The sequence below is a fragment of the Candidatus Methylopumilus universalis genome (assembly GCF_006365315.1).
Taxonomy (GTDB): Bacteria; Pseudomonadota; Gammaproteobacteria; order Burkholderiales; family Methylophilaceae; genus Methylopumilus; species Methylopumilus universalis.
Genome location: NZ_CP040968.1, coordinates 245,017 through 268,396, shown reverse-complemented (window position 1 = coordinate 268,396; position 23,380 = coordinate 245,017). Strand labels below are relative to the sequence as shown.

Sequence of the window (23,380 nt, the reverse complement as noted above, 5' to 3'; positions counted from 1 at the left end):
CAAACCGATAATGCCCATATGATCACATTTGAATTTCCGCTTAATGAACGCATTCGAAGATTACTTCGTATTGAAGAAATCTATCAAAAATTTGAACATCAATTAAAAAATACACATGATTATTTTGAATTCGGTTGTTTCAATACACTTTTTGAAATAGTACAGCTTGTATCAAGGTCTGATTTAAAAATTGATTTTCTTCAGGAGCTTGAAAGGCAAGAAAAGAAGCAGTCAACGCTCATAGAGAGTCAAACATTAAAAGAAGGGCAGCTCAATCCAAAAGAAATTATTCCAATGATACAAGTAGCTCGTAAAAAGTTAGAGAATATAGATGTAAAGCCTGGCTTTAACTTCAATAACAATTTATTTTTAGAAGAGGTTAAAAAAAGGATTAGCTCTCCCGGCGGCCTTCTAGATGTTGATTTTCCAAATTTTCGTAACTGGGCAACTCATAAAACGAGAAAATCTAAATTAGAGGATTTTAAATCCTGGGCTCAGCCACTTATGGTATTTAAGGATGCGGCCTCTATCATTTTATTAATATTGAGAAATCAATGTCACGTTGAGTCGATCAAAGCAAAAGAAGGCAAACATCAGCAAACCATTGACCCGCTCAAGACATTCGACCTTATCCGACTTGAACTTGAAAAGACTTTAAATATTTATCCTGAAATTAGCGCAAACAAATATACCGTTAATGTTTTCTTTAACCAGCTTAGTGAAGAATTAAAAAAAGAGCCTGTTAAATTAAATCTTGAATTTAAATATAGTATTTGCTGGTTATGAGCGCGAAGATTACTTTTGTAAACTGCCCTCAATGCAATCAAAGCATTGAATATAGTCTATCTAATGCTTTTAGGCCTTTTTGCTCTGAACGATGCCGCATGATTGATTTGGGTCAGTGGGCAAATGAAGGCTATAAAATTCCTGTTGAAATTAACCTCGAGGATTTAAATGAAGACTCTATCTAGAAAATTGTTAAAATTTATCTTATTTGCAATTGCACTTCTAATATCGACAGAAATACTAGCAGCGCCAGATATCAAAATAGAAAATGCTTGGATTGCTTCTACTGAAGAAGCTGATGATATGAGCGTCGCTTATATGTCACTTTTTAGTAATGAAGATTTAATTCTGACTTCGGTTACTTCTCAAAGAATTAAAACGATAGAAATGCACAATACTATTCAAGAAAAAGGCGTCATGAAAATGCGTATGGCGCATGAAATCAGAATTGACCAAGACAAGACATTTGAATTTAAGTCCGGTGGACATCATTTAATGCTCATGGATTTTAAAGGTCCTCTAAAGGCTGGCCAAAAAGTGAAACTTACACTTCATTTTAAGGACAAAAAAAATCAGTCTTTTGATAAATCAATTAACGCAGTCATCAAGTAATTTTATTCCCAAATAGCCGTTTTCATCGCAATACCATGTCCACCATATTGCCAGGATGTGCTTAAGCTCGAAGGGTTGAGTCCACCAAGCGCATAAATTGGTAAATCTAATTTATTTGTACATTCACTAAAGAATTCCCAGCCTATCGGATCGGCAAGAGGATGAGATTCAGTTTTTTGAACTGGGGAAAATACAGCAAATGACATATTTAAATCTTGTGCAATCATCAGCTCTTCTATGCTGTGACAAGAAGCTCCGCATAGAGAAAAGGCTGGTCGGTCTTTTAATTTATTTAGTCTATGTGATGGATAATGAACACCGTCAGCTCCAATATCTAATGCGAGCTTTTCATTTTCATTAATTAAAACTTTTGCCTGATAAGGCCTTGCCATATCTAAGATCTTTTGAGCTATTTTTTTTACGTCTTGGTAAGGTAAGTTTTTTTCTCTCACCTGTATCATCTTCAAGCCTTCTTCAAGTTTAATTTTGAATCGCTCAAAAAATAATGTATCTCCCATTTCTTCAATATTCGTAATGGCATAAACTGAGGGAAGCAGAATAGATTTCAGCACAAATAAATTGGTAGGTAGTATTGGAGCAACTGTTACATGAGATGGATTTTGCCAATCTAATAATTGATTCTCACATGATGTGATTTGGCCAGTCCAATCAGTCACTTTAAAAAAGTAGATATAGACCTTCTTATCTGGGTAGATGTAACTTCGCTCAAACCATAACGTCGCATCATTTGCGGAAATATTAATTTCTTCCTGAAGCTCTCTTTGAAGTGCCTCAAAAGGTGATTCATTTATTTCAATCTTGCCACCTGGAAATTCCCACCACCCGCTCCATCCTCGACCAGGGGGTCTTTGGGCCATCAGAAGAAATCCATCATGTCTTTGGATAACAGCTGCGGCTGCGCGAACAATATTCACAATTTAAGAGCGGTAATCGGCATTAATTTTTACATAGTCATATGAAAAATCACATGTCCATATTGTTGCTTTAGCATGGCCGCGATTAAGAAGTATTCGCATACTGATCTCAGAATGTTTCATGACTTCCTGTCCCTGGTGCTCAGTATATGAAGTTGCTCGACCACCTTTTTCTGCTACTAAAAAATCTCCCAGATATAATTCTATTTTTGAAATATCAAGAGACTCAATACCAGCATAGCCAATTGCAGCTAATATTCTTCCCAAGTTCGGATCAGATGCAAAGAAAGCTGTCTTAATTAAAGGTGAATGTGCTATTGCAAAACCTACTTTTCTGCATTCAACATTATCAAGACCTGATTCGACTTGAATAGTAATGAATTTCGTAGCGCCTTCTCCATCTCTCACAATAGCCTGCGCTAGCTCAATGGCAACCTCAAGAATGGCAGCCTTAAGAATCTCATAATCATTATCTTCTTCAATAATTTCACGATTCCCTGCATGCCCTGTTGCAATGAGAATGAATGAATCATTAGTAGATGTATCGCCATCAACAGTAATGCAATTAAATGATTGTTGCGTCACTTCTTTAAGAAGTTTATCAAGTAGGATTTGATTGATAGAAGCGTCTGTTGCAATAAATGACAACATGGTTGCCATGTTTGGATGAATCATGCCGGAGCCTTTACTTACACCAGAAATAAAAATTTCCCTATCTTGAATCTTTATTCTTCTCGAGGCTCCCTTTGGAGCAATATCTGTAGTCATGATAGCTTCTGCTGCATCGAACCAGTGAGCTGGGTCTAAGTTTTTTACTGTATCTGGCAATCCATTTTTAATTTTATCAATTGGCAGGCTTTCTAAAATGACACCCGTCGAAAATGGTAAAACTTGTCTTGAGTTGATGGAAAGAAGTTCGCTGACAGCTTGGCACGTTTCTTTCGCCTTTGAGATGCCTTCTTCTCCCGTACCTGCATTAGCACAACCAGTATTAATAATGAGCGCACGAATACCGGATTCATTTTTTAAATGTTCCTTGCAAAGAAGAACAGGTGCTGCACAAAATGCATTTTGCGTAAATACGCCCGAAACTCTTGAGCCTTCTGCAATAGTTACTAACAGCAAATCTTTCCGGTTAGGTTTTTTAATATGCGCTTTAGCAGTCCCAAGCGATATACCTTTGATGGGGAAAATAGAATCTATAGTGAGTGGCTTAAGATTAACTGGCATAGCTTATTCTTTTCTCCAAATAGTCCCTTGAGGGGTATCTTCTAACACAACGCCATTTTCAAGCAATAAAGATCTTATACGATCTGCCTCCTTAAAATCTTTATTATTTTTCGCCTCATATCTTTGTAAAATTAATGCATCAATATTAAGAGAAATTTTTTCATCGCCTTTTAGAAAATTTTCTGGATCTCTTTCGAGAAGTCCAATTGTCTTCGCAAGAGCTTTAAGCAAGCCAGCAAGAGGTTCAGATTTGCTTTTATTAATTTCATTTGCTAGTTCAAATAAAACAGAGATAGCCTCAGGTGTGTTGAAGTCATCATTCATAGCTTCTTTGAATTTATTTGCTAATGGATGGCGCCAATCCACATCAGAATTCTCAATCTTAAATCCCCTTAAGCTTACATATAATCTTTGTAATGCTAATTTTGCATCATCAAGATGCGCATCTGAATAATTGAGTGGGCTTCGATAATGGGCTCTTAAAATAAAAAATCTAACCACCTCTGGATCAAATTTTTCAAGCACTGTCCGTATAGTGAAAAAATTTCCCAAAGACTTAGACATTTTTTCATCATCAACCCTCACAAAACCGTTATGCATCCAATAATTAGCCATCTTGCAATCATGTGCGGCTTCAGATTGAGCTATTTCGTTTTCATGATGAGGAAATTGAAGGTCCTGTCCACCTCCGTGAATATCAAAATGATGGCCAAGATAATGAGAGCTCATTGCTGAACATTCAATATGCCAGCCCGGCCTTCCTTTACCCCAAGGCGATTCCCAGCTCGGCTCATTAGGTTTTGCAGACTTCCACAAAACAAAATCCAATTCATCATGCTTATTTTGGTCGATATCAACTCTCTCGCCCGCCCGCAAATCTTCTATTGATTTGCCCGATAATTTTCCATATTCCTTAAAAGATCTTACTGAATAAAAAATATCTCCATTTTTAGCAACATAGGCATGCTGCTTTTCAATCAATATCTGAATCATAGAAAGCATGTCTTTAATATGTTCTGTTGCTTTTGGCTCGTTTGAAGGACTCAAAACGCCGAGCGCTTTCGCATCATCATTCATTTCGTTTATATATCTTTGCGTGAGAGCTTGAATCGATTCATTGTTTTGAATGGAGCGACTGATAATCTTGTCGTCTATATCAGTAATATTTCTAACATAATTCACGCTATATCCTAAGATATCAAACCAACGCCTTACCACGTCAAAAATAACCATTACACGCGCATGCCCAATATGACATAAGTCATAGACCGTCATTCCGCATACATAGATGTTCACTTGCCCTTCCTGGATAGGCTTAAAAGTCTCTTTGCTTTTCGAAAGGGTGTTATAGATTTTAATCATTACAAATAAGCTTGTAATTTCAAGAATAACAAAGGAATAGTGAAGGGCTTATTCATAAATAACATATAGATGATAAGGGTGCTATTTGGTAGAATTATGCTAAATTTATTAGGTTAAATCATACCATGCCGCAAAAAAACGAATGTTCTAATATTAAGAATTTAAAAGGTTTTTTACTGTTTATCCTTTTATCCCTATCTACATTTTTCATAGCAAATGACATTTACGCAGCTGATGATTTTAAAGCGATTATGCAACTTATTGAAAAAGGCGAAAAAGAAAAAGCCGCTCAACAAATAGACCTGTATCTTAAAACGAATCCTAATGACCCTCAGATCATCTTTATTAAAGGCGTTGTGAAGGCTGAGCTTGGAAAATATAACGAAGCCATATTAGCATTCACTTACCTCACTGAAAAACATCCCAGCCTTCCTGAGCCATTTAATAATTTAGCAGTACTCTATGCTGAATTAGGTGACTACGATAAGGCACAAAAAGCTCTGGAGTCAGCTATTAAAACTCACCCTAGCTACGCAACTGCTCATGTTAATTTGGGTGATCTTTATACTAAACGAGCTACGGTTGCCTACAACAAAGCTTTGGAAATTGATAAAACAAATTTACAAGCTAAAACAAAACTATCCCTTATCAAAAAACTCTTTAATGCAAATGATATTAAAGCACCAGTTGCCCCTACCTCACAGCCAGTTCAAATAGCGACTAACGACGTCAACAAGAAACCTGCAATTGCGCAATCGACTATGACATCACCGCCGACTCAAACTGCAAATGTGCAGCCACCAAAAAATTTACCCCAGGAAATGCCTTCTGTTAAAAATAATATAGCTAATAATAGTGATTCTGAAATTGATTCTTTTTTAGCAGAATGGGCTGAAGCTTGGTCGTCAAAAAACGTTAATGCTTATCTAGCTAAATATTCTTCTAACTTCAGAACACCGAATGGAGAAAGCTTTTCAGACTGGCAAGAATCAAGAAGGAATAGAATTGTAGGTAAGGACATAATTACAGTGGAAGTTTCTGGAACAAGCATCTCAAGAAAAGGCGATAGTTTTGCTCAGGTGACTTTTAAACAAAAATATACTTCAAATAAACTAACTCAAATATCAAGCAAAACTCTTATCTTAAGAAAAGAAGGTTCTGGTTGGTTTATTGAGCAAGAATATTCTGGCAAACAATAGTTGATGATAAATTTCATCAAAATATTACTGACAAAAGAATTTCGCTTTTTTTTAATCCTGGCGCTTCTTTTTAATTCCTCCCAAGCCTTAAGCGAAGAAATGCTTGTTGCAAATAATAATTTAAATCCTATTGAATTAAAATATGAAACACCTGAAAAGATGCTTGTAAAATCTTTAGTAGAAATTTCAGAAGGTAAGGTAGATATAGCCCTTAAAACTATTGACGCCCTTATCAAACAAACACCAAATTTTAAGTTAGCCTATCTAATTCAAGGGGACTTGCTTTTAGCTCACGCAAAGCAAATTAATGGTATTGGTGATGAAACTAAAGGTGAAAAAAAAGAAGAAGTTGAAAATTTAAAAAATGAAGCAAAAGTAAGAATTGAAAGATACCTTAATAATTTAAATCTACAAAATGAACCGAAAATTTTTGCTCAACTTAACGATAAAGATAAATATCTTTTTTATGTAGATGCAGGTAGTTCTCGACTGTATCTATACGAAAATATAGATGGAAAGCTTTCTTATAAAGATGATTTTTATGTTTCTATAGGCAAAAATGGATTTGGCAAGCAGTATGAAGGCGATAAAAAGACACCGGTGGGCGTTTACTTTACAGGAAAAAAAATCAGAGAATCATTATCTGATTTTTATGGTGAAGCAGCCTACCCTTTAAGTTACCCAAATGAAATTGATATAAAAAATAAAAGAAATGGCTCTGGCATATGGCTTCATGGCACGCCAAAGACCACTTACAATAGAGCACCGCTAGCAAGTGATGGATGTATTGTATTAAGTAACCCTGATCTAATGAAGCTATCTTCTGTTTTAGATAACAACAAAATTCCTATTATTATTTCTTTTCAGTCATTAAAAGATCTAGAGTCTAGTAACAAAAATTTGGCTGAGAGAAAACTTTCACTTATTAATGCCATAGAAAGATGGAGAGAAAAATGGGAAGATCAAGATACTGAAAGCTACCTAAAATTTTATTCAAAAAACTTTTTTAGTCAAAAAGATAATTATGACTCATGGGCTGAGAGAAAAAGAATTATTCAGGCTCAAAAGCAAAAGGTTTTTGTAGGGCTATCTGAAATTTCATTCTTTGATTATCCGAACACAGAAAATGAAATGGTTTTGGTAGATTTTATTCAGGATTATAAAAGCCCTACAATTAACAATAAAATGAATAAAAGGCAGTATTGGATTAATGAAAATAATGAATGGAGAATTATGTATGAAGGCGGCGCTTAATTTAATCAAATTACTTTTTGTTTTTTTCTTATTTTCACCCTTAACCTATGCGGCTAATCCAGTAGTTGAGTTTGAAACTAATCAAGGCAACTTTAAGATTGAGCTCTATCCTGAAAAAGCTCCAAAAACAGTCGCTAATTTTTTATATTACGTAAATAACGGTTTTTATAAGGAAACTATCTTTCATAGAGTCATTAATAACTTTATGATTCAGGGTGGCGGATTTACTCGAGAGATGTCTGAAAAAACAACGCAACCTCCTATTGTTAATGAATCAAATAATGGATTAGTAAATAGCGCAGGAACTATTGCTATGGCTCGAACAAATGACCCTAATTCTGCAACAGCCCAATTTTTTATAAATCTTATCGATAACAATTTTTTAAACTATACAAGCCCTGAGGCAGGTTCTATCGGTTACTGTGTTTTTGGCAAAATAACTGAGGGTATGAATGTTATTCGAAAAATTGGTCAGCTACCTACAGGCAACTCCAAAGGCTTCTCTGATGTGCCCATTAGGCCCGTCATTATTATTAATGCAAAACATATTAACTAATTTTTTATAAAGGAATTAAAGTGATTACACTCTCAACCAATTTTGGCAATATCATTTTGGAGCTTGACACTGATAAGGCTCCCATTACTGTCGAAAATTTTTTAAGTTATGCTAAGAATGGTTATTACAATGGCACTATTTTCCACAGAGTCATTGATGGTTTCATGATTCAAGGTGGTGGATTTGATGCTTCGATGAAGCAAAAAGCTACTGAGAAACCTATTAAAAATGAGGCTAATAATGGCCTTAAAAATAACAAATACACTATTGCCATGGCAAGAACTTCAATACCCGACTCTGCTACGAGCCAATTCTTTATTAATGTAAATAATAATGATTTTTTAAATTACCCAGGCCAAGATGGTTGGGGTTATTGCGTTTTTGGAAAAGTCATTGAAGGTTCTGACATTGTCGATAAAATTCAAAAAGTCGCAACAGGTAATTCGGGTGGCCATCAAGATGTTCCTATTGAAACTGTCACAATTCTTAATGTCGCTATTAACTAATATTGCCTAATCAAACTATCTTTGTATCAGACATACACTTGTGCGAAAGTCGCCCAAGCATTACTGATGCTTTCGTTAATTTTTTAAATAAAATGACTAGTCAGGTTGATGCACTCTTTATACTTGGCGATCTTTTTGAATATTGGATCGGTGACGATTCAAGCTATCATGAAAATGTAATCAGCGCCCTTAAAAGTTTGGTCGAACGTCATGTTAAAGTTTTTTTAATGCACGGCAATAGAGACTTTCTTATAGGGTCTACCTTTGAAAAAAAAACGGGCGCCATTTTATTAAAGGATCCAACGCTTATCAAAATTTATGACAGAAAAATACTTCTAAGTCATGGGGATTCACTCTGTACAGATGATACTGAGTATCAATCTTTCAAAAACAAAGTTAGAGATGAATCATGGAAAAATGAATTTCTAAAAAAACCTCTTCCTGAGCGAGTCTTAATTGCAAATGAATTCAGAAAGCAAAGTGAATTAAATAAAAAAAATAAATCTGAAGAAATCATGGATGCAAATCCTGATGAAGTAAATCGAATCCTAATTCAATTTAATTACCCAGATTTTTTCATTCATGGCCACACACATAGACCATACCATCATTCAATTAATCTTGATGACCATCAAATGCAACGCGTTGTTTTAGGTGACTGGTATGAACAGGGGAGTTATTTAACCCTAGATTTGCATGGTATCAAAACTCATCAAATTTAATGCTTTAGAAACTCTAACGGTCTTCTTTTTTCAGCTACTTTATCTAGCACGCCATTGATATATTTATACCCATCAATTCCACCAAAGGTCTTAGCTAATTCAACGCCTTCATTAATAGCCACCTTATATGGAATTAGCGCGTCATACATAAGCTCATAAACTGAAATACATAGAATTGAATGCTCTATAGGACTTAGCTTTTCAATAGGTCGATCAATGAAACTTGAAATTTCATTATTTAATTGATCCATATTATTCATGATGCCATCAAAAATTTGGTGGTAAAAAACTTCATCCGCTTTTAAATAATCAGGGTCATCTTTAATGTCTTTTTTAATCTGATTAATATCAAACTGATTTAAGATGCCGCGATAAATACTTTTCATCACAAGCTCTCTGGACTTACGTCTATTATTGACAAGCTTCTTTTTCTTTTTAATCGGTTGCACTTCTAACATTAGATTGACTTTAATAAATGAATCATTTGTATAGCCACTTGAGCAGCTTCTTTGCCTTTAACTGGGGCTCGCTCCATAGCCTGCTCGTCATTTTCAGTAGTCAATATTGCATTCACAATTGGCATACTAAATTCTAATTGAACATCCATAATTGATTTTGCTGAGTGGTTTGCTACAACTTCAAAGTGAAAAGTCTCTCCTCTTATTACAGCTCCCATTGCAATAAGTGCATCAAATTTTTTTGTTTGTGCCATCTTTTTAAGAGCTAATGGACTTTCTAAGGCACCAGGAACTTTTACCAATACAATACGTTCATCATTTACACCAAGAGTTAGAAGTTCTTTATGACATGCCTTAACTAGAGCTTCACCAACATGCGGATTAAATTCTGACATCACAATACCAATAGAGAACAATTCTCCATTTGAATTTTTTAAAATCTCTCTCAATTCACTAAGTCCTTTAGTATTACTTTTAAATAAAAAAGTAATTTTAACTTATATGAGAGCTATCTTTTGCTTTTATATAAGTTAATGAAACAATATCCAAGCCTTTTGTATGGTGCTCCATATCCCATAAGATATAGGTATGCCAACAGCTGACCAAGCAAGAAAAGATATTAATGGAGTTTTTTCAGCTTTCCCAAAGGTTTCTTTTGTTGAAATAAATTTTTCATGGGCTAATTTTTTTTCAGCTAATAACTCTTTATCAGTCATAAAGAATTTTTTGTCCACAGGTCTCACCATAAGATTTGCAATAAATCCGATAGCAAGCATGCTCGCTAAAATATAAAAAATGGGTGCATAAATTTCCGAAAAAGGAACTTGTGCTTCAACCCTCATATCATGCATATAATTTACAATCACAGGGCCTAATATGCCGGCAGTTGACCAAGCTGTGAGAATTCTTCCATGAATTGCCCCCACAAATTGAGTTCCAAACATGTCTGCTAAGTAAGCCGGTATCGTTGCAAATCCTCCACCATACATAGAAGCAATAATACAAAAACATGCTGCAAAGAGCGCTAATGATTTTGATCCAGCCATATAGGACGCGGTGACGTACATCAAGATACCAAGTGTAAAAAATACAATATAAGTCAGTTTTCTTCCTAATTTATCTGAAATACTGGCCCAAAAAAATCGGCCAAAAATATTAAATAAAGAAATTAACCCTACAAATCCTGCGCCTACGGCTGCTGCAAGCGCCAATAGGGCCTCATCTTTTTTAAGATCTGCAAAACCTAGATCTGATTGGCCAATTAAGGCACCGCCAAAAGTTTCTTGAAGCATTGGTGCTGCCGCTCCAATAATACCTATACCTGCTGACACATTCATACAAAGAACTATCCACAGAAACCAAAATTGTGGCGTTTTATGCGCCTTTTTTAAATGCACGTGATTAACCGAAATCATATTATTATTTTTATTCTTGGGAGGATTCCATCCTGTTGGCTTCCATCCTGTTGGAGGGACTCTATAGCCTAAAGAGCCTGAAATCATAAAAATAGTATAAATAATGGCCAATACAACGAATGTTTGCCAAATCCCAGGCTGAATCATGCCGTTAGTGCTTGTAGAAAATTTTGTCATTAGCATTGTGGCTAGTGGGGAGCCAATCATTGCACCTCCTCCAAAACCCATAATCGCCATGCCAGTGGCCATACCTCTTTTATCGGGAAACCATTTAATTAGAGTCGATACAGGGGAAATATATCCTAAGCCTAAGCCTATCCCACCAATGACGCCACTGCCAAGCCACATCATCCAAAGCTGATGTGTATATATGCCAAATGCGGAAAGCAACAATCCGCCACACCAACATAATGTAGATACAAGCCCGGCTTTTCTGGGGCCCGCTCGCTCTAACCAGCTTCCCCAAAAAGCTGCAGAACAGCCTAAAAGAACAAAGAACAGGGTGTACATCCACCCTAAATCAAATTGAGTCCAGTTACAATCTGTCGCAGTTAAAGCTCTAAGTGTTCCATGAAGTTTATCTGCAAAGGTAGCTGCTCCAGCAGAGCATGCAGCTAAAGCCTTGCCATCTGGACCTGTTAAGGCGTTCCCTAAAGGCTTCCAAAAGACACTAAATCCATAGGCCATACCAATTGAAAGATGAATGGCTAATGCTGCAGGGGGAACCAACCAACGATTATAAGAAGCCTTAGCAGTGATATATTCTTTTGAAAAAAAACTTGGCATACACATTCTCCGAAAATCAACATTTCAATATTAAATTAATTTTTAAAAAAAACATCTTATTCTTTGTAAACTATATATTGTCATTAAAATGTCATACAAATGTCATACGATCATAACCAATCCATTAATATAAGCAACTATGAAAGCCAATATACTGATCGTTGAAGATGAAAGCCCGATTCTTGAGCTTTTGGCACTTAATATTTCTCAGGCCGGCTATAACCCTTTAAGGGCTATAAGTGCAGAACATGCAGAAAAACTCATTAACGAAGCTCTTCCCGATATTATCCTGCTCGACTGGATGTTGCCTGGTATGTCAGGTATAGATTTTGCAAAAAAATTGCGTAGCAATGCTTTAACAAAAACAATACCAATTATCATGTTAACAGCCCGAAGTGATGAATTAGATAAAGTTAAAGGTTTGGAGGTTGGTGCAGACGACTATATTACGAAGCCCTTTAGTCCTAGAGAACTTAACGCTCGAATCAAAGCTGTTCTTAGAAGAAAGGCACCTGAACTTACTGAAGATATCTTGAAAATTAATGGCCTAGAATTAAATCCTGTATCCCATCGCGTTACCGGAAACAATAAACTGCTGGAGATGGGTCCAACAGAATTTAGATTGCTTCATTTTTTTATGAGCAACCCTGAAAGAGTTTATTCAAGAAGTCAATTATTGGATAAAGTTTGGGGGAGTCAAATTTTTATTGAGGATAGAACAGTCGATGTTCATATTCGAAGATTGAGAAATATTCTTACCCAATCTGAACATGAAAATTTAATTCAGACTGTCCGAGGCTCAGGTTACAGACTCTCTACAAAATAGAATTTACCTAGATCACTTCAAGCATTACTCGCTATAATACTGATAAGTTTTTAGCGAGAAATAACATTGCAAGATATCCGTTGGAATACTTTTTGGGTTTTATTATTTGTATCCTTTTTATCTCTTGTTGTTTGGGGATTTAAAAGTTTAGAAGTTGCTTTTTTGTTTTTTGTCTTATGCCTCACTGTCTATTTACTTTCTCATGTTTATTGGATTCACCGTCTAAACAAATGGCTTAAAAATCCAAATCTATCAACTATCCCTGATGGATCAGGCATCTGGGAAGAAATATTTTCCATACTCTATCGAGAATATAGAAAACAAAAGAAAAGTAAGTCTGAACTAACCACAACACTTGGCAGATTTATGACAGCAGCAGAAGCTATTCCTGATGGTATTGTTGCTCTAAATCAAAATAATGAGATTGAATGGTGCAACAAGCCTTCAGAAAAAATGCTCGGCATTAATCTATCCAAAGATATCAATCAGCCTATCAACTACTTATTGCGCGAAACTAGCTTTACTGAATACCTCAGTGACAATAAATACAATGACTCGCTTAAGTTAATTTCTTGGCGCAATACAAGCAGATCATTCGAAATACTTCTAGTCCCTTTTGGTGCAAGTCAAAAACTTCTTATCTGTAGAGATATTACACAGATTGAAAAAAATGATTCTATTAAGCGTGATTTTATTGCAAATGTTTCACATGAGTTAAAAACGCCGCTAACGGTCATCATTGGATTTTTAGAAACACTTTCAGATATGAAAAATGAATTCAATAAAAAAACCTATCCCTATCTGCAAATGATGCTTGAGCAATCAGATCGCATGAAAAAACTAGTTGAGGACTTACTTCAACTTTCCTCGATAGAATCAAACGCAGCAGCAGCCGAAAAAAAAGAAATAGATATGCACCAACTCTTTAAGCGACTGGAGAAAGATTCAGATTTGATATCCGGCAAATTACATAAAATTAATATGTCCATTAAAAAAAATATTGCTTTATTAGGATATGAAAAAGAAATATATAGTGCATTTCTGAATTTAGTAAGTAATGCTATACGCTATACAGAAAAAGGCGGGTCGATTAATGTTATATGGGATATGGAAAATCAAAAACCTTATTTTGAAGTGCAAGATTCTGGTATCGGTATTGATGAAAAGCTAATTCCGAGACTTACGGAGCGCTTTTATAGAATTAATGCTGATAGAAGCAGAATTACTGGGGGTACTGGATTAGGATTATCTATTGTAAAACATGTCTGCATTCGACATCAGGCACAAATAGAAATTACAAGTCAGGTAGGTAAAGGCAGTCAATTTAAAATCATTTTCCCGCAAGAAAGACTGTCTCTTAAGAAATGAAGAAGAAAATGAAGAAGAAAATGAATAAATTTTATTATTTCTTTTTTTGTTTGGTATTTTTAGTGTCCCTTCCCATTTCACATGCAAAAGAAATTGTTGAGCCAGATAGGCAGTCTGCAAGACAGCTTGGAAAAACAGATTTTGATCGTATGGCTGATCATGAGATCAGAGAAAATATTCAAAGTTTAAAAACACTTATGATTAAGCTTTACAAAAGAAATCCTTCTGAATTAAAAAAAAGTACGTCTGAAGATCCTGAAAAAATGGTGAATTGGGTATTTAATGGAAACCATAATTGGAATTTTGAAGCTATCAATAATGCTCAAGGCACGGATGCTATTTATTTAACATTTAGCGAGGACTATAAAGGCGACAAAGTGCTTCCATTTATTGTGGGTATTTATACAATGCTTATCAAAGCTCATGGAGGCAAAAAAGAATTTTATTTATTCGACTCCGTTGATCCTCAGATGTTGTACAACGCCTCTCGCAATATTGAAACAGCTGTTTGGAAACTCTCTAACACTAAAGATAGCTCCGGTAAATTCTTTTTACTAGCGAATGAAATAAATGAAAAAGAAAGTAATTTATCTTTTGAAAGAGAGTTTGGAAAAATTATTGGTAGAACAGATTTTCTAGCTTTTACGTTATCTGAAAAAACTGAGCGCAGTATTACGCGAATTATTCAGAACGTCACGACTGGCTTATTGATACCCTTTTAAATTACAAAAGTATTTTCTCAATGCCACCTTTGGTTGAGCTCTCGACATAATTTTGCATCCAATTGGCGCCCAATAAATTCTTAGCCAATTCAACAACAATATAATCTGCAGTCGTATTTGTATCCTCTCCGTAACGAGCAAGCCCTTGCAGACAAGAAGGGCAGGAAGTAAGAATTTTCACTTCTCCTAAAGCCTCTGGCTGATCCTCGCCCATTTTTTGAATGCCTTTTTCAATTTCTTCTTGTTTTCTCTTTTTAACTTGCGTTGCAATATCTGGCCTACCTACAGCAAACGTTCCAGACTCACCGCAACAGCGATCATTTAGAGGTACATTTGTATTCATCAATGCATTTGTAACTTTGCTAGGCGCATATGTTTTCATTGGGCTATGGCATGGGTCATGGTACATATATCTCGTACCTGATACACCTTCCATTTTTATTCCTTTTTCCATGAGATATTCATGAATATCTAATAATCTACAACCAGGAAATATTTTTTCAAATTCATACTTTTGTAATTGATCCATACAAGTCCCACAAGAAACAATCACTGTTTTAATATCTAAATAATTAAGCGTGTTAGCGACTCTATGAAATTGAACACGATTATCAGAAGTTATTTTTTGACCTTTATCATGGTTGCCAGACGATGTTTGCGGATAACCACAACACAAATAACCTGGCGGCAGCACAGTAATAGCACCTACCTCATATAACATTGCTTGGGTCGCCAAGCCTACTTGAGAGAAAAGTCTTTCAGAGCCACATCCGGGAAAATAAAAAACTGCATCAGAGTCTTCATTGATTTTTTGTAGATTCCTTATTACGGGAACAAGCTTATCGTCTTCTATGCCAAGAAGAGCTCTTGATGTCTTAGTGGGCATATTTTTAGGCATAGGCCTATTTAAGAAATGAACAATCTGAGACTTAATTGGAGCCTTGCCAATTGTAGAAGGTGGGTTATTTTTAAATAAATTAATAACACCAAGTTTTTTTAATAGATTATGCCCAGCTTGTTGAGCTTTGTAACCGAAATCAACCATTAAAGTTCTCATAATTTTAATAGTGACAGGGTCTTTCATATTCAAATAAGTCATAGCTAGAGCAGTGCCTGGACTAAAATGACGCTTACCCTGCTCTCTTAGAAAATTTCGCATAGCGATAGAGACTTCACCAAAATCAATATCTACCGGACATGGATTTAAGCATTTATGGCAGACAGTGCAATGATCAGCTACATCATTGAATTCATCAAAATGTTTAATTGAAATGCCACGCCTTGTTTGTTCTTCATATAGAAATGCTTCGATCAGAAGTGAGGTTGCTAAAATTTTATTTCTTGGGCTGTAGAGTAAATTAGAGCGCGGAACATGAGTAGTACAAACGGGCTTACATTTACCGCATCGCAGGCAATCACTTATTGAATCTGCGATTTCTCCAATAGCAGATTGTTCCATGATGATCGATTCTTGCTCTAATAGTCCGAAGCTTGGCGTATAAGCATTTTCTAAACCAGATCCTGGAAGTAGTTTGCCTTTATTAAAATGTCCAAAGGGGTCTACTTTATTTTTATATTTCTCAAATGCTTCAATTGTGCTCTCATCTAGAAATTCCATTTTTGTAATGCCAATGCCGTGCTCGCCAGAAATAACACCATTGAGGCTTTTAGCTAAAGCCATAACTCTCACTACCGCCTCATGCGCTTCATGCATCATTTGGTAGTCATCTGAATTGACTGGAATATTGGTATGCACATTACCATCTCCAGCATGCATATGAAGGGCTATAAATACCCTGCTCTTCAAAGTATTTTTATGTATTTGATCTAGCTTAAGTAGGAAGGCCTGGTACTCTCTTCCACTAAAAATTTCATGAAGTGGATCTTTAAGTTCTTTCTTCCAAGAAATTCTTAACTCATAAGATTGAAGGGCTCTAAAGATATTTTCATATTTATATTCAATATCAACATTTCTTTGAAGAAGTGATGAAAGCGGACCATCCAAATTGTCGAGCATCTGGCCCCATTTTTCCCTTAATCCATGAATCAAATCTATACTCATTTTTTGCTTAACTTGATTAAGCTCTGGATCTGAATTCAAACCCTCTTCTTCATAAAGAAACTTTTCGTGCTCAATAAAAGTTTCTAAATCATCTAAAAGTTTTAATTTGTTTCTAATTGAAAGCTCAATATTAATTCTTTCAATACCGTCAGAATATTCACCAAGCTTTGGCAAGGGAATTACAACATCTTCATTAATCTTGAATGCGTTCGTATGTTTTGCAATAGCGGCTGTTCTTGCACGGTCTAGCCAAAAACGTTTTCGTGCATCTGCTGAAACTGCTATAAAACCTTCGCCATCTCTTGAATTAGCTATCTGGACAATTTGAGAGGCTGAAATTCCTACAGCATCTTCATCATCACTAGCTATATCAGCAATCAAAACCATGCGGGGACGCTCTTGCCTTGCAGCTTTTGTGCTGTATCCAACAGCCTTAATATAACGCTCATCCATATGCTCTAAGCCAGCTAAGAGCGTGCTATTTGATTGATCTAAATAATCTTTGATTTCAACAATTGCTGGAACTGCATGAGAGACATTACCAAAAAATTCTAAGCATATAGTTCTTATATACTTTGGCATTTTATGAAGGATGAAAGTACCAGATGTGATAAGTCCGTCACAGCCTTCTTTTTGGACACCTGGAAGCCCACTCAAGAATTTATCAGTAACATCCTTACCTAATCCAATTTTTCTAAAACTGCTTCCTGGAATTTCTAATATTTCTGGCTTATCAATTAAGTCTTTACCATTAGTGTTGTAACGACTAATTTTAAAGCGCACCAAATCTACATCATGAATTTTGCCAAGATTATGATCTAATCTTTCAATCTCAATCCAATTACCATTAGGGTCAACCATTTTCCAAGAAGCTAAATTATCTAAAGCTGTCCCCCACAGAACCGCTTTCTTTCCGCCAGCATTTACTGCAATATTGCCACCAATACAACATGCATCTGCTGATGTTGGATCACAAGCGAATTCAAGACCGTTATTTGTCGCCATTTCCATAGCGCGTCTTGTAACAACCCCAGCACCGCACTTCACAACAGGCACACGCTCACTAACACCAGGTAAATTCTGATATTCGACATTGCTTATATCATCAAGTTTTTCGGTATTAATGACCGCTGAGAACGGGGAGAGCGGAATAGCCCCACCAGTGTATCCTGTACCTCCACCTCGAGGAATAATCGTTAACTCAAGCTCGATACAAGCTTTAACAATGTGCGCCATCTCTTCTTCGTGATCTGGGTTTATTACCACGAATGGGTATTCAACTCTCCAGTCCGTTGCATCAGTTACATGAGATACTCTCGCCAATCCATCAAATTGAATATTATCTTTTTTAGTGATTTTTTTTAATTTAGAAAAAATTTTTCTTCTAAGTTTTTTGACCAACTTGAAATCATTTTCAAAAGTCTTAACTGCCTTATGCGCTGCCTCAGAAAGCTCAATGACTTTGGCATTGCCAGAACTTCGCTCCCCAATCGAATGGATACGATGATACATAGCATCTACTAATGCTTTCAGTCGCTTCGGATTTTCTAAAAGATCATCTTGAAGGTAAGGATTTCTATTAACTACCCATAAATCACCTAGCACCTCGAAAAGCATTCGAGCAGATCGGCCTGTCTTTCTTTCGTCTCTCAATTCATTCAGAATATTCCAGACATTTTCCCCCAAGAATCTAATGACAATTTCTCGGTCTGAAAACGAAGTATAGTTATAGGGTATTTCACGCAATCGATTGATTGGAAATGGTTGCGTTTTAAAAATAGATTTGAGTATTGGGGCGTTCATTTAAATAAATTTAATTTAACCATGAGCATATCATGGAGGAGAATTGCTAACAACGTTATAACCCATAGGGTTATTGAACTTTAGGCAAAAAATTCAGTTAAAATATGAACTCAATTTACTCGGCTTAAAGAGCCCGCCCCTTATCATTTTATGAATCCAATGACTTTAACAAAGTTCAGATTAATTTCTCAAAAACACCCAAAATGCTCTGGATAAAAACCCTTCATATTATATTTATGGTGACTTGGTTTGCTGGCCTTTTTTATTTGCCAAGGCTATTTGTTTACCACGCCATGAGTAAAGATAAAATTAGCCATGAAAGATTCAAAGTCATGGAAAGAAAGCTTTTTTTTGGCATCATGACACCCGGCGCTTTTTTAACAATACTTTTCGGAGGATGGCTTTGGAATCTCTATGGAGTCACTGAACAATGGCTTCAAATTAAAATAGGTCTTGTAATCTTATTGCTTGCTTATCACTATCTATGTTTTAAACATCTTATTGATTTTAAAAACAATAAAAATAAGCATAGCCATATATATTTCCGATGGTTTAATGAGGTGCCTGTAATAGCTCTTGTTGTCATAATTTACTTAGTCGAATTTAAACCAGCATGAGTATACTCATCTGTGGCTCTATGGCTTTCGATACCATTATGGTATTCAAAGACCAATTTAAAAACCATATTTTGCCTGAAAGTATTCATAAATTAAGTGTGGCTTTTTATGTGCCAGAACTTAGGAAAGAATTTGGCGGTACTGCAGGAAATATTGCTTTCAATCTTAAGCTTCTCGATGAAAATCCTGTAATTATGGCAACGGTAGGTAGTGACTTTTCCGTTTATTTTGACTGGCTTAATCAAAATGGAATTGATACTTCATATATCAAAGAAATTAAAAGTCTCTATACAGCGCAGGCATATATTACAACTGATCTCAGTGACAATCAAATTACAGCTTTTCATCCAGGCGCCATGGTGGAATCTCATCAGAACAAAATTAAAGAAGTGAAGGATGTATGTTTAGCCATTATTGCGCCAGATGGGAAAGATGGCATGATGAATCACGCTAAAGAATGTAAGGCACTTAATATCCCTTTTATGTTCGATCCTGGTCAAGGGCTGCCAATGTTTAATCGTGAAGAACTTTTAAAATTTATTGATGATGCTTCATATATTGCGGTGAACGACTATGAAGCAACTCTTCTATCAGAAAAGACTTCTCTTTCTTTAGAAGAAATTTCTAAAAGAGTAGAGGCATTAATTGTTACCAGGGGTGGTGAAGGCTCAATCATTTATGCTGATCATAAAACATATAAGATCGAACCCATTAAGGTTCAATCAACTATTGATCCAACAGGGTGCGGCGACGCTTATCGCGCAGGCCTTCTATATGGAATTTCTAAAAAATGGGATTGGCAATCTACTGGTCGATTAGCTTCTGTGATGAGTGCTATTAAAATTCAAAATCAAGGAGGTCAGAATCATCGGCCTACCCGTGATGACATCGAAATGCTTTATACAAAAAAATTAATCGAAGAAAATAATTAACTAGGTATCTTTTGAATTAGCTTTGACAGAAAATACTGACTTATCATCAAGTCTGATGGTCGTTAAAGCTCTTCCCCAAACACAGCCTGTATCAATCGAAAAAATATCTCCTCTTGTGACAAGTCCAAGTGCTGACCAATGGCCAAAAATAATAACATTATCTTTAGTTTTTCTTTTAGGAAAATCAAACCAAGCTTTTAATTTTTTAGGCATATTTTTAAGTTCGCCTTTATAGGTAAAATCAATAGCTCCGTCTGAAGATAAAGCCCTCAATCTTGTTGTCGCATTAATGATAATTCTTGCTTTATCATTTTTATTTAAACTGCTAGACCACTTATCTGGCTTATTGCCATAGATAGAAGATAAAAATTCTATATATTTTTTACTACGGAGTTGCGTGCTTACTTCTTTCGAGAATTTAAGAGCATCTTTAATAGTCCACTGAGGCATTAAACCTGCATGAACCATTAAGTGTTTTTTTTCATAATGCACTAATGGGAGTGATCTTAACCATTTAAAAAGTAAATCTGAGTCTTTTGCTTTAAGAAGGCGAGACAAAGTATCTTCATCGTCTGGCTCAATGACTTTATATTTGATAGCTAATGCATGAAGATCATGATTGCCTAAGACAGCTGTCACTGAGGATTTATTTTTATAGCACCATCTTAAAATTTCTAATGATCCATTACCACGATTAACTAAATCACCTACGAGCCAAAGTTGATCTCTGCCACGTTTAAATTTAATTTTTTTTAGTAAATCTAGAAAAGAATAGTAGCAACCTTGAATATCACCAATTGCGTAAATTGCCATAGATATTTATTTTTTAAAGTTAGCGCCTGATGAATTCGACATATATAAGACCGCACTTGCAACTTCATTGTCAGACAAAGATGCATTCCCACCTTTTGCAGGCATAGATCGAATTCCTTTGATGGCATGCTGAACAAGCACTTCGTAACCTTGAGCTATTCTTGGAGCCCAGGCTTGCACATCACCAAATTTTGGAGCATTTAACATACCAGCTTGATGGCACATTAAACAAGCAGCTTTGTAGACTTCCTCTCCTGATTTTCCTCCCGAAGCTGACCCTTCTGCAATAGCCTGTGATAACTCTACCTTTGCTACTGGCTGAATATTTTCTTTAATTTTACTTTCTACCATAACGTTAGAACTAGTAATGCTCTTAAAGTCATAGGTTACGAATGAAATGAATAAAATTCCCCCTACAATTGCTCCAACAATAATTATAGTTAATTCAAATAATACATTTTTTTCTTTTTCTAAATTCATTTAACTTTCCTTTTGTAATCTTAATACAGAGTAAATTTAAAATAATGGTCAACTAACATCGCAGAAAAAATCAAACTTAAATAGATAATAGAATATCTAAATGTTTTCATGGACAATTTATCTGAGTACTTTTTATAAAGCATAATTACATAGTACAAGAAAAAGGCATTAAGAATAGTGGCACAAATTAAATAAATAAGCCCACTCATACCAAGACTAAATGGCGCCATAGTCACAATAATCAAAATGATTGTATATAGAACAATTTGTAATAATGTGAAAGACTCGCCGTGTGTGACAGGTAACATTGGTATACCTACTTTTGCATAATCATTTCTCCGGTAAAGTGCCAATGCCCAAAAATGAGGTGGCGTCCAGCAGAAGATAATTAAAAATAAAATTAGCGCTTCCGGTCCAACAGTATTATTAACTGCTGCCCACCCTAAAATAGGAGGCATGGCGCCAGAGGCCCCACCAATAACAATATTCATTGGCGTAGCAGGCTTAAGGAAAATTGTATAAATGACAGAGTAAGAGAAAAAAGTTGCAAGAGTAAGCCACATTGTTAGAGAGTTCACATAATAAAAAAGAATTGCTAATCCAATACCTCCCAAAATACTTGCATAAACTACAGTGCGTTCGGATGACAATTGCCCTGTCCCTATTGGCCTTCCTTTTGTTCTTGCCATCACAGCATCTATTTTTTGTTCAATCAGGCAATTAAAAGCTGCTGCTGCAAACGAGACAAAAGCAATACCCAAAATAGAGCTTAGCAATAGATTAAATGGCACCATCCCTGGGGTAGCTAAAAACATTCCTATCACAGCAGTAAAAACAATAAGTGAATTAACTCGCAACTTGCAAAGAACTAAAAAATTCTTTAAATCAACCTTAAGATTCAAAGCATTTTTTTTAAGAGAGTTAAGCATATTGTTTTTTAATTTTTGAATTTAATATTGTTATTATGATAACTAGTAAAGCTGCTGTTAGATTATGACTAACAGCTAAGACCATTGGGAGATGAAGAATCAAGTTAGCAACTCCAATAACAAATTGGGCTGCCAATATAATTAATAGAAGGATTGCTTCAAATCTCAATTGTTTATATTTCATTAATGCATAAGATAAATAGCCAAAATAAATAACTACAGTTATAGCGCCTACTCTGTGTATCCATTGAATTGCATGCAGTGCGTTAAGGCTAATTGGAGCCCCTTCAGAAGTTTGGCCTAGATTTCTGAAAATATTAAACGCACTCTTAAAGTCCATATCAGGGATCCATTGACCATGGCAGGTCGGAAAATCTGTACAAGCGAGACCAGCATAATTGGTGCTTGTCCAACCACCTAAAAATATTTGCATAAAAATCAGAATAAGGCCAAACCTTGCCATATAAAAAATTATGCTTTTCTTTAGAATTAATTTTGAATTTTTGTTGAAATGTTCGTAGCTTAGATAGGTGAGTATAGCTAAAGTTGCCATGCCACCTATTAAATGGGCACTAACAATAATAGGCTTGAGTAAAAGTGTAACTGTAAGCATTCCTAACATAGCTTGAAAAAATACAATACCCAGAAGACTGTAAGGAACAAGGATGTTCACTTTAAGTGATTTTTTATTTTTATAAGCCAAATATGCAATTGATAAAATTAAAAGCCCCAATAGGCCTGCCACATATCTATGAACCATTTCCTTCCAAGCTTTGTCATTTTCTATAACCTGACCTGGAAAAGTATGTTGGGCTTTTTCAATAGCCAGTTGGCTTTCTGGCACTGTTAGCGTTCCAAAACATCCTGGCCAATCTGGGCAACCTAAACCAGCATCAGACAGCCTTACATAGGCGCCTAGAACAATTAAGCAAAATGTCATAATTGTTGTAAATAAAGTAATTTTTTTAAAAAGATTCATAATTAAATTTCTATAAAATTATAATAAT

At 35.5% G+C, this 23,380-nt stretch carries 24 protein-coding genes; 13 read left to right on the top strand and 11 right to left on the bottom strand.

The genetic code is table 11. The annotated features are described in order from the left end of the window. Positions 1–18: 18 nt before the first annotated feature. From zapD to FIT79_RS01520, 3 genes are read left to right on the top strand one after another with little or no spacing between them, the layout of a single operon-like run. A complete protein-coding gene (gene zapD / locus FIT79_RS01530; protein ID WP_139867048.1) occupies positions 19–786 on the top strand; it encodes a cell division protein ZapD in 768 nt (255 codons plus the stop codon). Further along, positions 783–971 (top strand): DNA gyrase inhibitor YacG, encoded by a 189-nt coding sequence (locus tag FIT79_RS01525; RefSeq protein ID WP_139870058.1) that lies wholly within the window; start codon positions 783–785, stop codon positions 969–971. Before zapD ends, FIT79_RS01525 begins: the two co-directional genes overlap by 4 nt. Beyond that, positions 955–1,398 (top strand): copper chaperone PCu(A)C, encoded by a 444-nt coding sequence (locus FIT79_RS01520; RefSeq protein ID WP_139871072.1) that lies wholly within the window; start codon positions 955–957, stop codon positions 1,396–1,398. Before FIT79_RS01525 ends, FIT79_RS01520 begins: the two co-directional genes overlap by 17 nt. Positions 1,399–1,400: 2 nt before the next feature. Here FIT79_RS01520 and FIT79_RS01515 read toward each other — a convergent pair whose 3' ends face one another. The 3 genes from FIT79_RS01515 to cysS are packed head-to-tail and all read right to left on the bottom strand — an operon-like array spanning position 1,401 to position 4,925. Next, positions 1,401–2,333 (bottom strand): Nudix family hydrolase, encoded by a 933-nt coding sequence (locus FIT79_RS01515; RefSeq protein ID WP_189644861.1) that lies wholly within the window; start codon positions 2,331–2,333, stop codon positions 1,401–1,403. A 3-nt stretch (positions 2,334–2,336) separates the two neighbouring features. Beyond that, positions 2,337–3,563, bottom strand: a complete 1,227-nt coding sequence (gene argJ / locus FIT79_RS01510; protein WP_139875392.1) for a bifunctional glutamate N-acetyltransferase/amino-acid acetyltransferase ArgJ — start codon at positions 3,561–3,563, stop codon at positions 2,337–2,339. A 3-nt stretch (positions 3,564–3,566) separates the two neighbouring features. Further along, on the bottom strand, positions 3,567–4,925 hold the full coding sequence (gene cysS / locus FIT79_RS01505; protein WP_139875391.1) for a cysteine--tRNA ligase: 1,359 nt from the start codon (positions 4,923–4,925) through the stop codon (positions 3,567–3,569). Between the two features lie 125 nt (positions 4,926–5,050). On the opposite strand from cysS, the gene FIT79_RS01500 reads away from it, so the two are divergent. From FIT79_RS01500 to FIT79_RS01480, 5 genes are read left to right on the top strand one after another with little or no spacing between them, the layout of a single operon-like run. Continuing rightward, positions 5,051–6,124 (top strand): nuclear transport factor 2 family protein, encoded by a 1,074-nt coding sequence (locus FIT79_RS01500; RefSeq protein WP_139875390.1) that lies wholly within the window; start codon positions 5,051–5,053, stop codon positions 6,122–6,124. A 3-nt stretch (positions 6,125–6,127) separates the two neighbouring features. Continuing rightward, positions 6,128–7,378: a L,D-transpeptidase family protein gene (locus FIT79_RS01495; protein ID WP_139875389.1), complete on the top strand. Its 1,251-nt coding sequence runs from the start codon at positions 6,128–6,130 to the stop codon at positions 7,376–7,378. Next, on the top strand, positions 7,344–7,934 hold the full coding sequence (locus FIT79_RS01490) for a peptidylprolyl isomerase (RefSeq protein WP_223260789.1): 591 nt from the start codon (positions 7,344–7,346) through the stop codon (positions 7,932–7,934). Before FIT79_RS01495 ends, FIT79_RS01490 begins: the two co-directional genes overlap by 35 nt. Before the next feature lie 20 nt (positions 7,935–7,954). Beyond that, a complete protein-coding gene (locus tag FIT79_RS01485; RefSeq protein ID WP_139875388.1) occupies positions 7,955–8,440 on the top strand; it encodes a peptidylprolyl isomerase in 486 nt (161 codons plus the stop codon). Positions 8,441–8,442: 2 nt separating this feature from the next. Beyond that, complete coding sequence (locus tag FIT79_RS01480; protein ID WP_223259643.1) at positions 8,443–9,162, top strand: UDP-2,3-diacylglucosamine diphosphatase; 720 nt, start codon at positions 8,443–8,445, stop codon at positions 9,160–9,162. Here FIT79_RS01480 and nusB read toward each other — a convergent pair. The 3 genes from nusB to FIT79_RS01465 all read right to left on the bottom strand — a co-directional run bounded on the left by nusB (position 9,159) and on the right by FIT79_RS01465 (position 11,821). Further along, complete coding sequence (gene nusB / locus FIT79_RS01475; protein ID WP_139875386.1) at positions 9,159–9,620, bottom strand: transcription antitermination factor NusB; 462 nt, start codon at positions 9,618–9,620, stop codon at positions 9,159–9,161. The genes FIT79_RS01480 and nusB overlap by 4 nt on opposite strands. Next, positions 9,620–10,069 (bottom strand): 6,7-dimethyl-8-ribityllumazine synthase, encoded by a 450-nt coding sequence (gene ribH / locus FIT79_RS01470; RefSeq protein ID WP_139867027.1) that lies wholly within the window; start codon positions 10,067–10,069, stop codon positions 9,620–9,622. The genes nusB and ribH overlap by 1 nt, the downstream gene beginning before the upstream one ends. A gap of 81 nt (positions 10,070–10,150) precedes the next feature. Then, positions 10,151–11,821 carry an OFA family MFS transporter gene (locus FIT79_RS01465; RefSeq protein WP_139875385.1) on the bottom strand — a complete coding sequence of 557 codons (1,671 nt, stop codon included), beginning with the start codon at positions 11,819–11,821 and terminating at the stop codon, positions 10,151–10,153. A 139-nt stretch (positions 11,822–11,960) separates the two neighbouring features. Between FIT79_RS01465 and phoB the strand changes: the two genes are divergently transcribed. The 3 genes from phoB (at position 11,961) to FIT79_RS01450 (ending at position 14,737) form a co-directional block, all read left to right on the top strand. Next, positions 11,961–12,647 (top strand): phosphate regulon transcriptional regulator PhoB, encoded by a 687-nt coding sequence (gene phoB / locus FIT79_RS01460; protein ID WP_139867023.1) that lies wholly within the window; start codon positions 11,961–11,963, stop codon positions 12,645–12,647. Between the two features lie 66 nt (positions 12,648–12,713). Then, positions 12,714–14,015, top strand: a complete 1,302-nt coding sequence (gene phoR / locus FIT79_RS01455) for a phosphate regulon sensor histidine kinase PhoR (protein ID WP_139867021.1) — start codon at positions 12,714–12,716, stop codon at positions 14,013–14,015. A 20-nt stretch (positions 14,016–14,035) separates the two neighbouring features. Further along, entirely contained in the window at positions 14,036–14,737 is a 702-nt protein-coding gene (locus FIT79_RS01450) for a hypothetical protein (RefSeq protein ID WP_223258095.1), read from the top strand. 1 nt (position 14,738) lies between these two features. On the opposite strand, the gene FIT79_RS01445 is transcribed toward FIT79_RS01450, so the two are convergent. After that, entirely contained in the window at positions 14,739–18,602 is a 3,864-nt protein-coding gene (locus FIT79_RS01445; RefSeq protein ID WP_139875384.1) for a DUF3683 domain-containing protein, read from the bottom strand. A 203-nt stretch (positions 18,603–18,805) separates the two neighbouring features. Between FIT79_RS01445 and FIT79_RS01440 the strand changes: the two genes are divergently transcribed. Both FIT79_RS01440 and FIT79_RS01435 read left to right on the top strand, forming a co-directional pair. Next, positions 18,806–19,219, top strand: a complete 414-nt coding sequence (locus FIT79_RS01440) for a CopD family protein (RefSeq protein ID WP_139867017.1) — start codon at positions 18,806–18,808, stop codon at positions 19,217–19,219. Further along, on the top strand, positions 19,216–20,151 hold the full coding sequence (locus FIT79_RS01435) for a carbohydrate kinase family protein (RefSeq protein ID WP_139875383.1): 936 nt from the start codon (positions 19,216–19,218) through the stop codon (positions 20,149–20,151). The genes FIT79_RS01440 and FIT79_RS01435 overlap by 4 nt, the downstream gene beginning before the upstream one ends. Here FIT79_RS01435 and FIT79_RS01430 read toward each other — a convergent pair whose 3' ends face one another. Genes FIT79_RS01430 through FIT79_RS01415 form a run of 4 tightly spaced genes read right to left on the bottom strand, consistent with a single transcriptional unit; the run spans position 20,152 to position 23,352 of the window. Continuing rightward, the gene (locus tag FIT79_RS01430; RefSeq protein WP_139875382.1) at positions 20,152–20,964 is read right to left on the bottom strand and encodes a symmetrical bis(5'-nucleosyl)-tetraphosphatase; all 813 of its coding nucleotides are present in this window, start codon (positions 20,962–20,964) and stop codon (positions 20,152–20,154) included. A 6-nt stretch (positions 20,965–20,970) separates the two neighbouring features. After that, positions 20,971–21,444 (bottom strand): c-type cytochrome, encoded by a 474-nt coding sequence (locus FIT79_RS01425; protein ID WP_139875381.1) that lies wholly within the window; start codon positions 21,442–21,444, stop codon positions 20,971–20,973. A gap of 20 nt (positions 21,445–21,464) precedes the next feature. Continuing rightward, positions 21,465–22,373, bottom strand: coding sequence for a heme o synthase (gene cyoE, locus FIT79_RS01420; RefSeq protein ID WP_139870042.1), 909 nt, complete (start codon positions 22,371–22,373; stop codon positions 21,465–21,467). After that, positions 22,366–23,352: a COX15/CtaA family protein gene (locus FIT79_RS01415; protein ID WP_139875380.1), complete on the bottom strand. Its 987-nt coding sequence runs from the start codon at positions 23,350–23,352 to the stop codon at positions 22,366–22,368. Before FIT79_RS01415 ends, cyoE begins: the two co-directional genes overlap by 8 nt. Positions 23,353–23,380 lie beyond the last annotated feature (28 nt).

Bases quoted from the DNA above. Each gene is read 5' to 3' on its own strand.
- zapD (WP_139867048.1), top strand. From the start codon at position 19: ATGATCACATTTGAATTTCCGCTTAATGAACGCATTCGAAGATTACTT.
- FIT79_RS01525 (WP_139870058.1), top strand. From the start codon at position 783: ATGAGCGCGAAGATTACTTTTGTAAACTGCCCTCAATGCAATCAAAGC.
- FIT79_RS01520 (WP_139871072.1), top strand. From the start codon at position 955: ATGAAGACTCTATCTAGAAAATTGTTAAAATTTATCTTATTTGCAATT.
- argJ (WP_139875392.1), bottom strand. From the start codon at position 3,563: ATGCCAGTTAATCTTAAGCCACTCACTATAGATTCTATTTTCCCCATC.
- cysS (WP_139875391.1), bottom strand. From the start codon at position 4,925: ATGATTAAAATCTATAACACCCTTTCGAAAAGCAAAGAGACTTTTAAG.
- FIT79_RS01500 (WP_139875390.1), top strand. From the start codon at position 5,051: ATGCCGCAAAAAAACGAATGTTCTAATATTAAGAATTTAAAAGGTTTT.
- FIT79_RS01495 (WP_139875389.1), top strand. From the start codon at position 6,128: ATGATAAATTTCATCAAAATATTACTGACAAAAGAATTTCGCTTTTTT.
- FIT79_RS01490 (WP_223260789.1), top strand. From the start codon at position 7,344: ATGAATGGAGAATTATGTATGAAGGCGGCGCTTAATTTAATCAAATTA.
- nusB (WP_139875386.1), bottom strand. From the start codon at position 9,620: ATGTTAGAAGTGCAACCGATTAAAAAGAAAAAGAAGCTTGTCAATAAT.
- FIT79_RS01465 (WP_139875385.1), bottom strand. From the start codon at position 11,821: ATGCCAAGTTTTTTTTCAAAAGAATATATCACTGCTAAGGCTTCTTAT.
- phoB (WP_139867023.1), top strand. From the start codon at position 11,961: ATGAAAGCCAATATACTGATCGTTGAAGATGAAAGCCCGATTCTTGAG.
- FIT79_RS01450 (WP_223258095.1), top strand. From the start codon at position 14,036: ATGAATAAATTTTATTATTTCTTTTTTTGTTTGGTATTTTTAGTGTCC.
- FIT79_RS01445 (WP_139875384.1), bottom strand. From the start codon at position 18,602: ATGAACGCCCCAATACTCAAATCTATTTTTAAAACGCAACCATTTCCA.
- FIT79_RS01440 (WP_139867017.1), top strand. From the start codon at position 18,806: ATGCTCTGGATAAAAACCCTTCATATTATATTTATGGTGACTTGGTTT.
- FIT79_RS01435 (WP_139875383.1), top strand. From the start codon at position 19,216: ATGAGTATACTCATCTGTGGCTCTATGGCTTTCGATACCATTATGGTA.
- FIT79_RS01430 (WP_139875382.1), bottom strand. From the start codon at position 20,964: ATGGCAATTTACGCAATTGGTGATATTCAAGGTTGCTACTATTCTTTT.
- FIT79_RS01425 (WP_139875381.1), bottom strand. From the start codon at position 21,444: ATGAATTTAGAAAAAGAAAAAAATGTATTATTTGAATTAACTATAATT.
- cyoE (WP_139870042.1), bottom strand. From the start codon at position 22,373: ATGCTTAACTCTCTTAAAAAAAATGCTTTGAATCTTAAGGTTGATTTA.
- FIT79_RS01415 (WP_139875380.1), bottom strand. From the start codon at position 23,352: ATGAATCTTTTTAAAAAAATTACTTTATTTACAACAATTATGACATTT.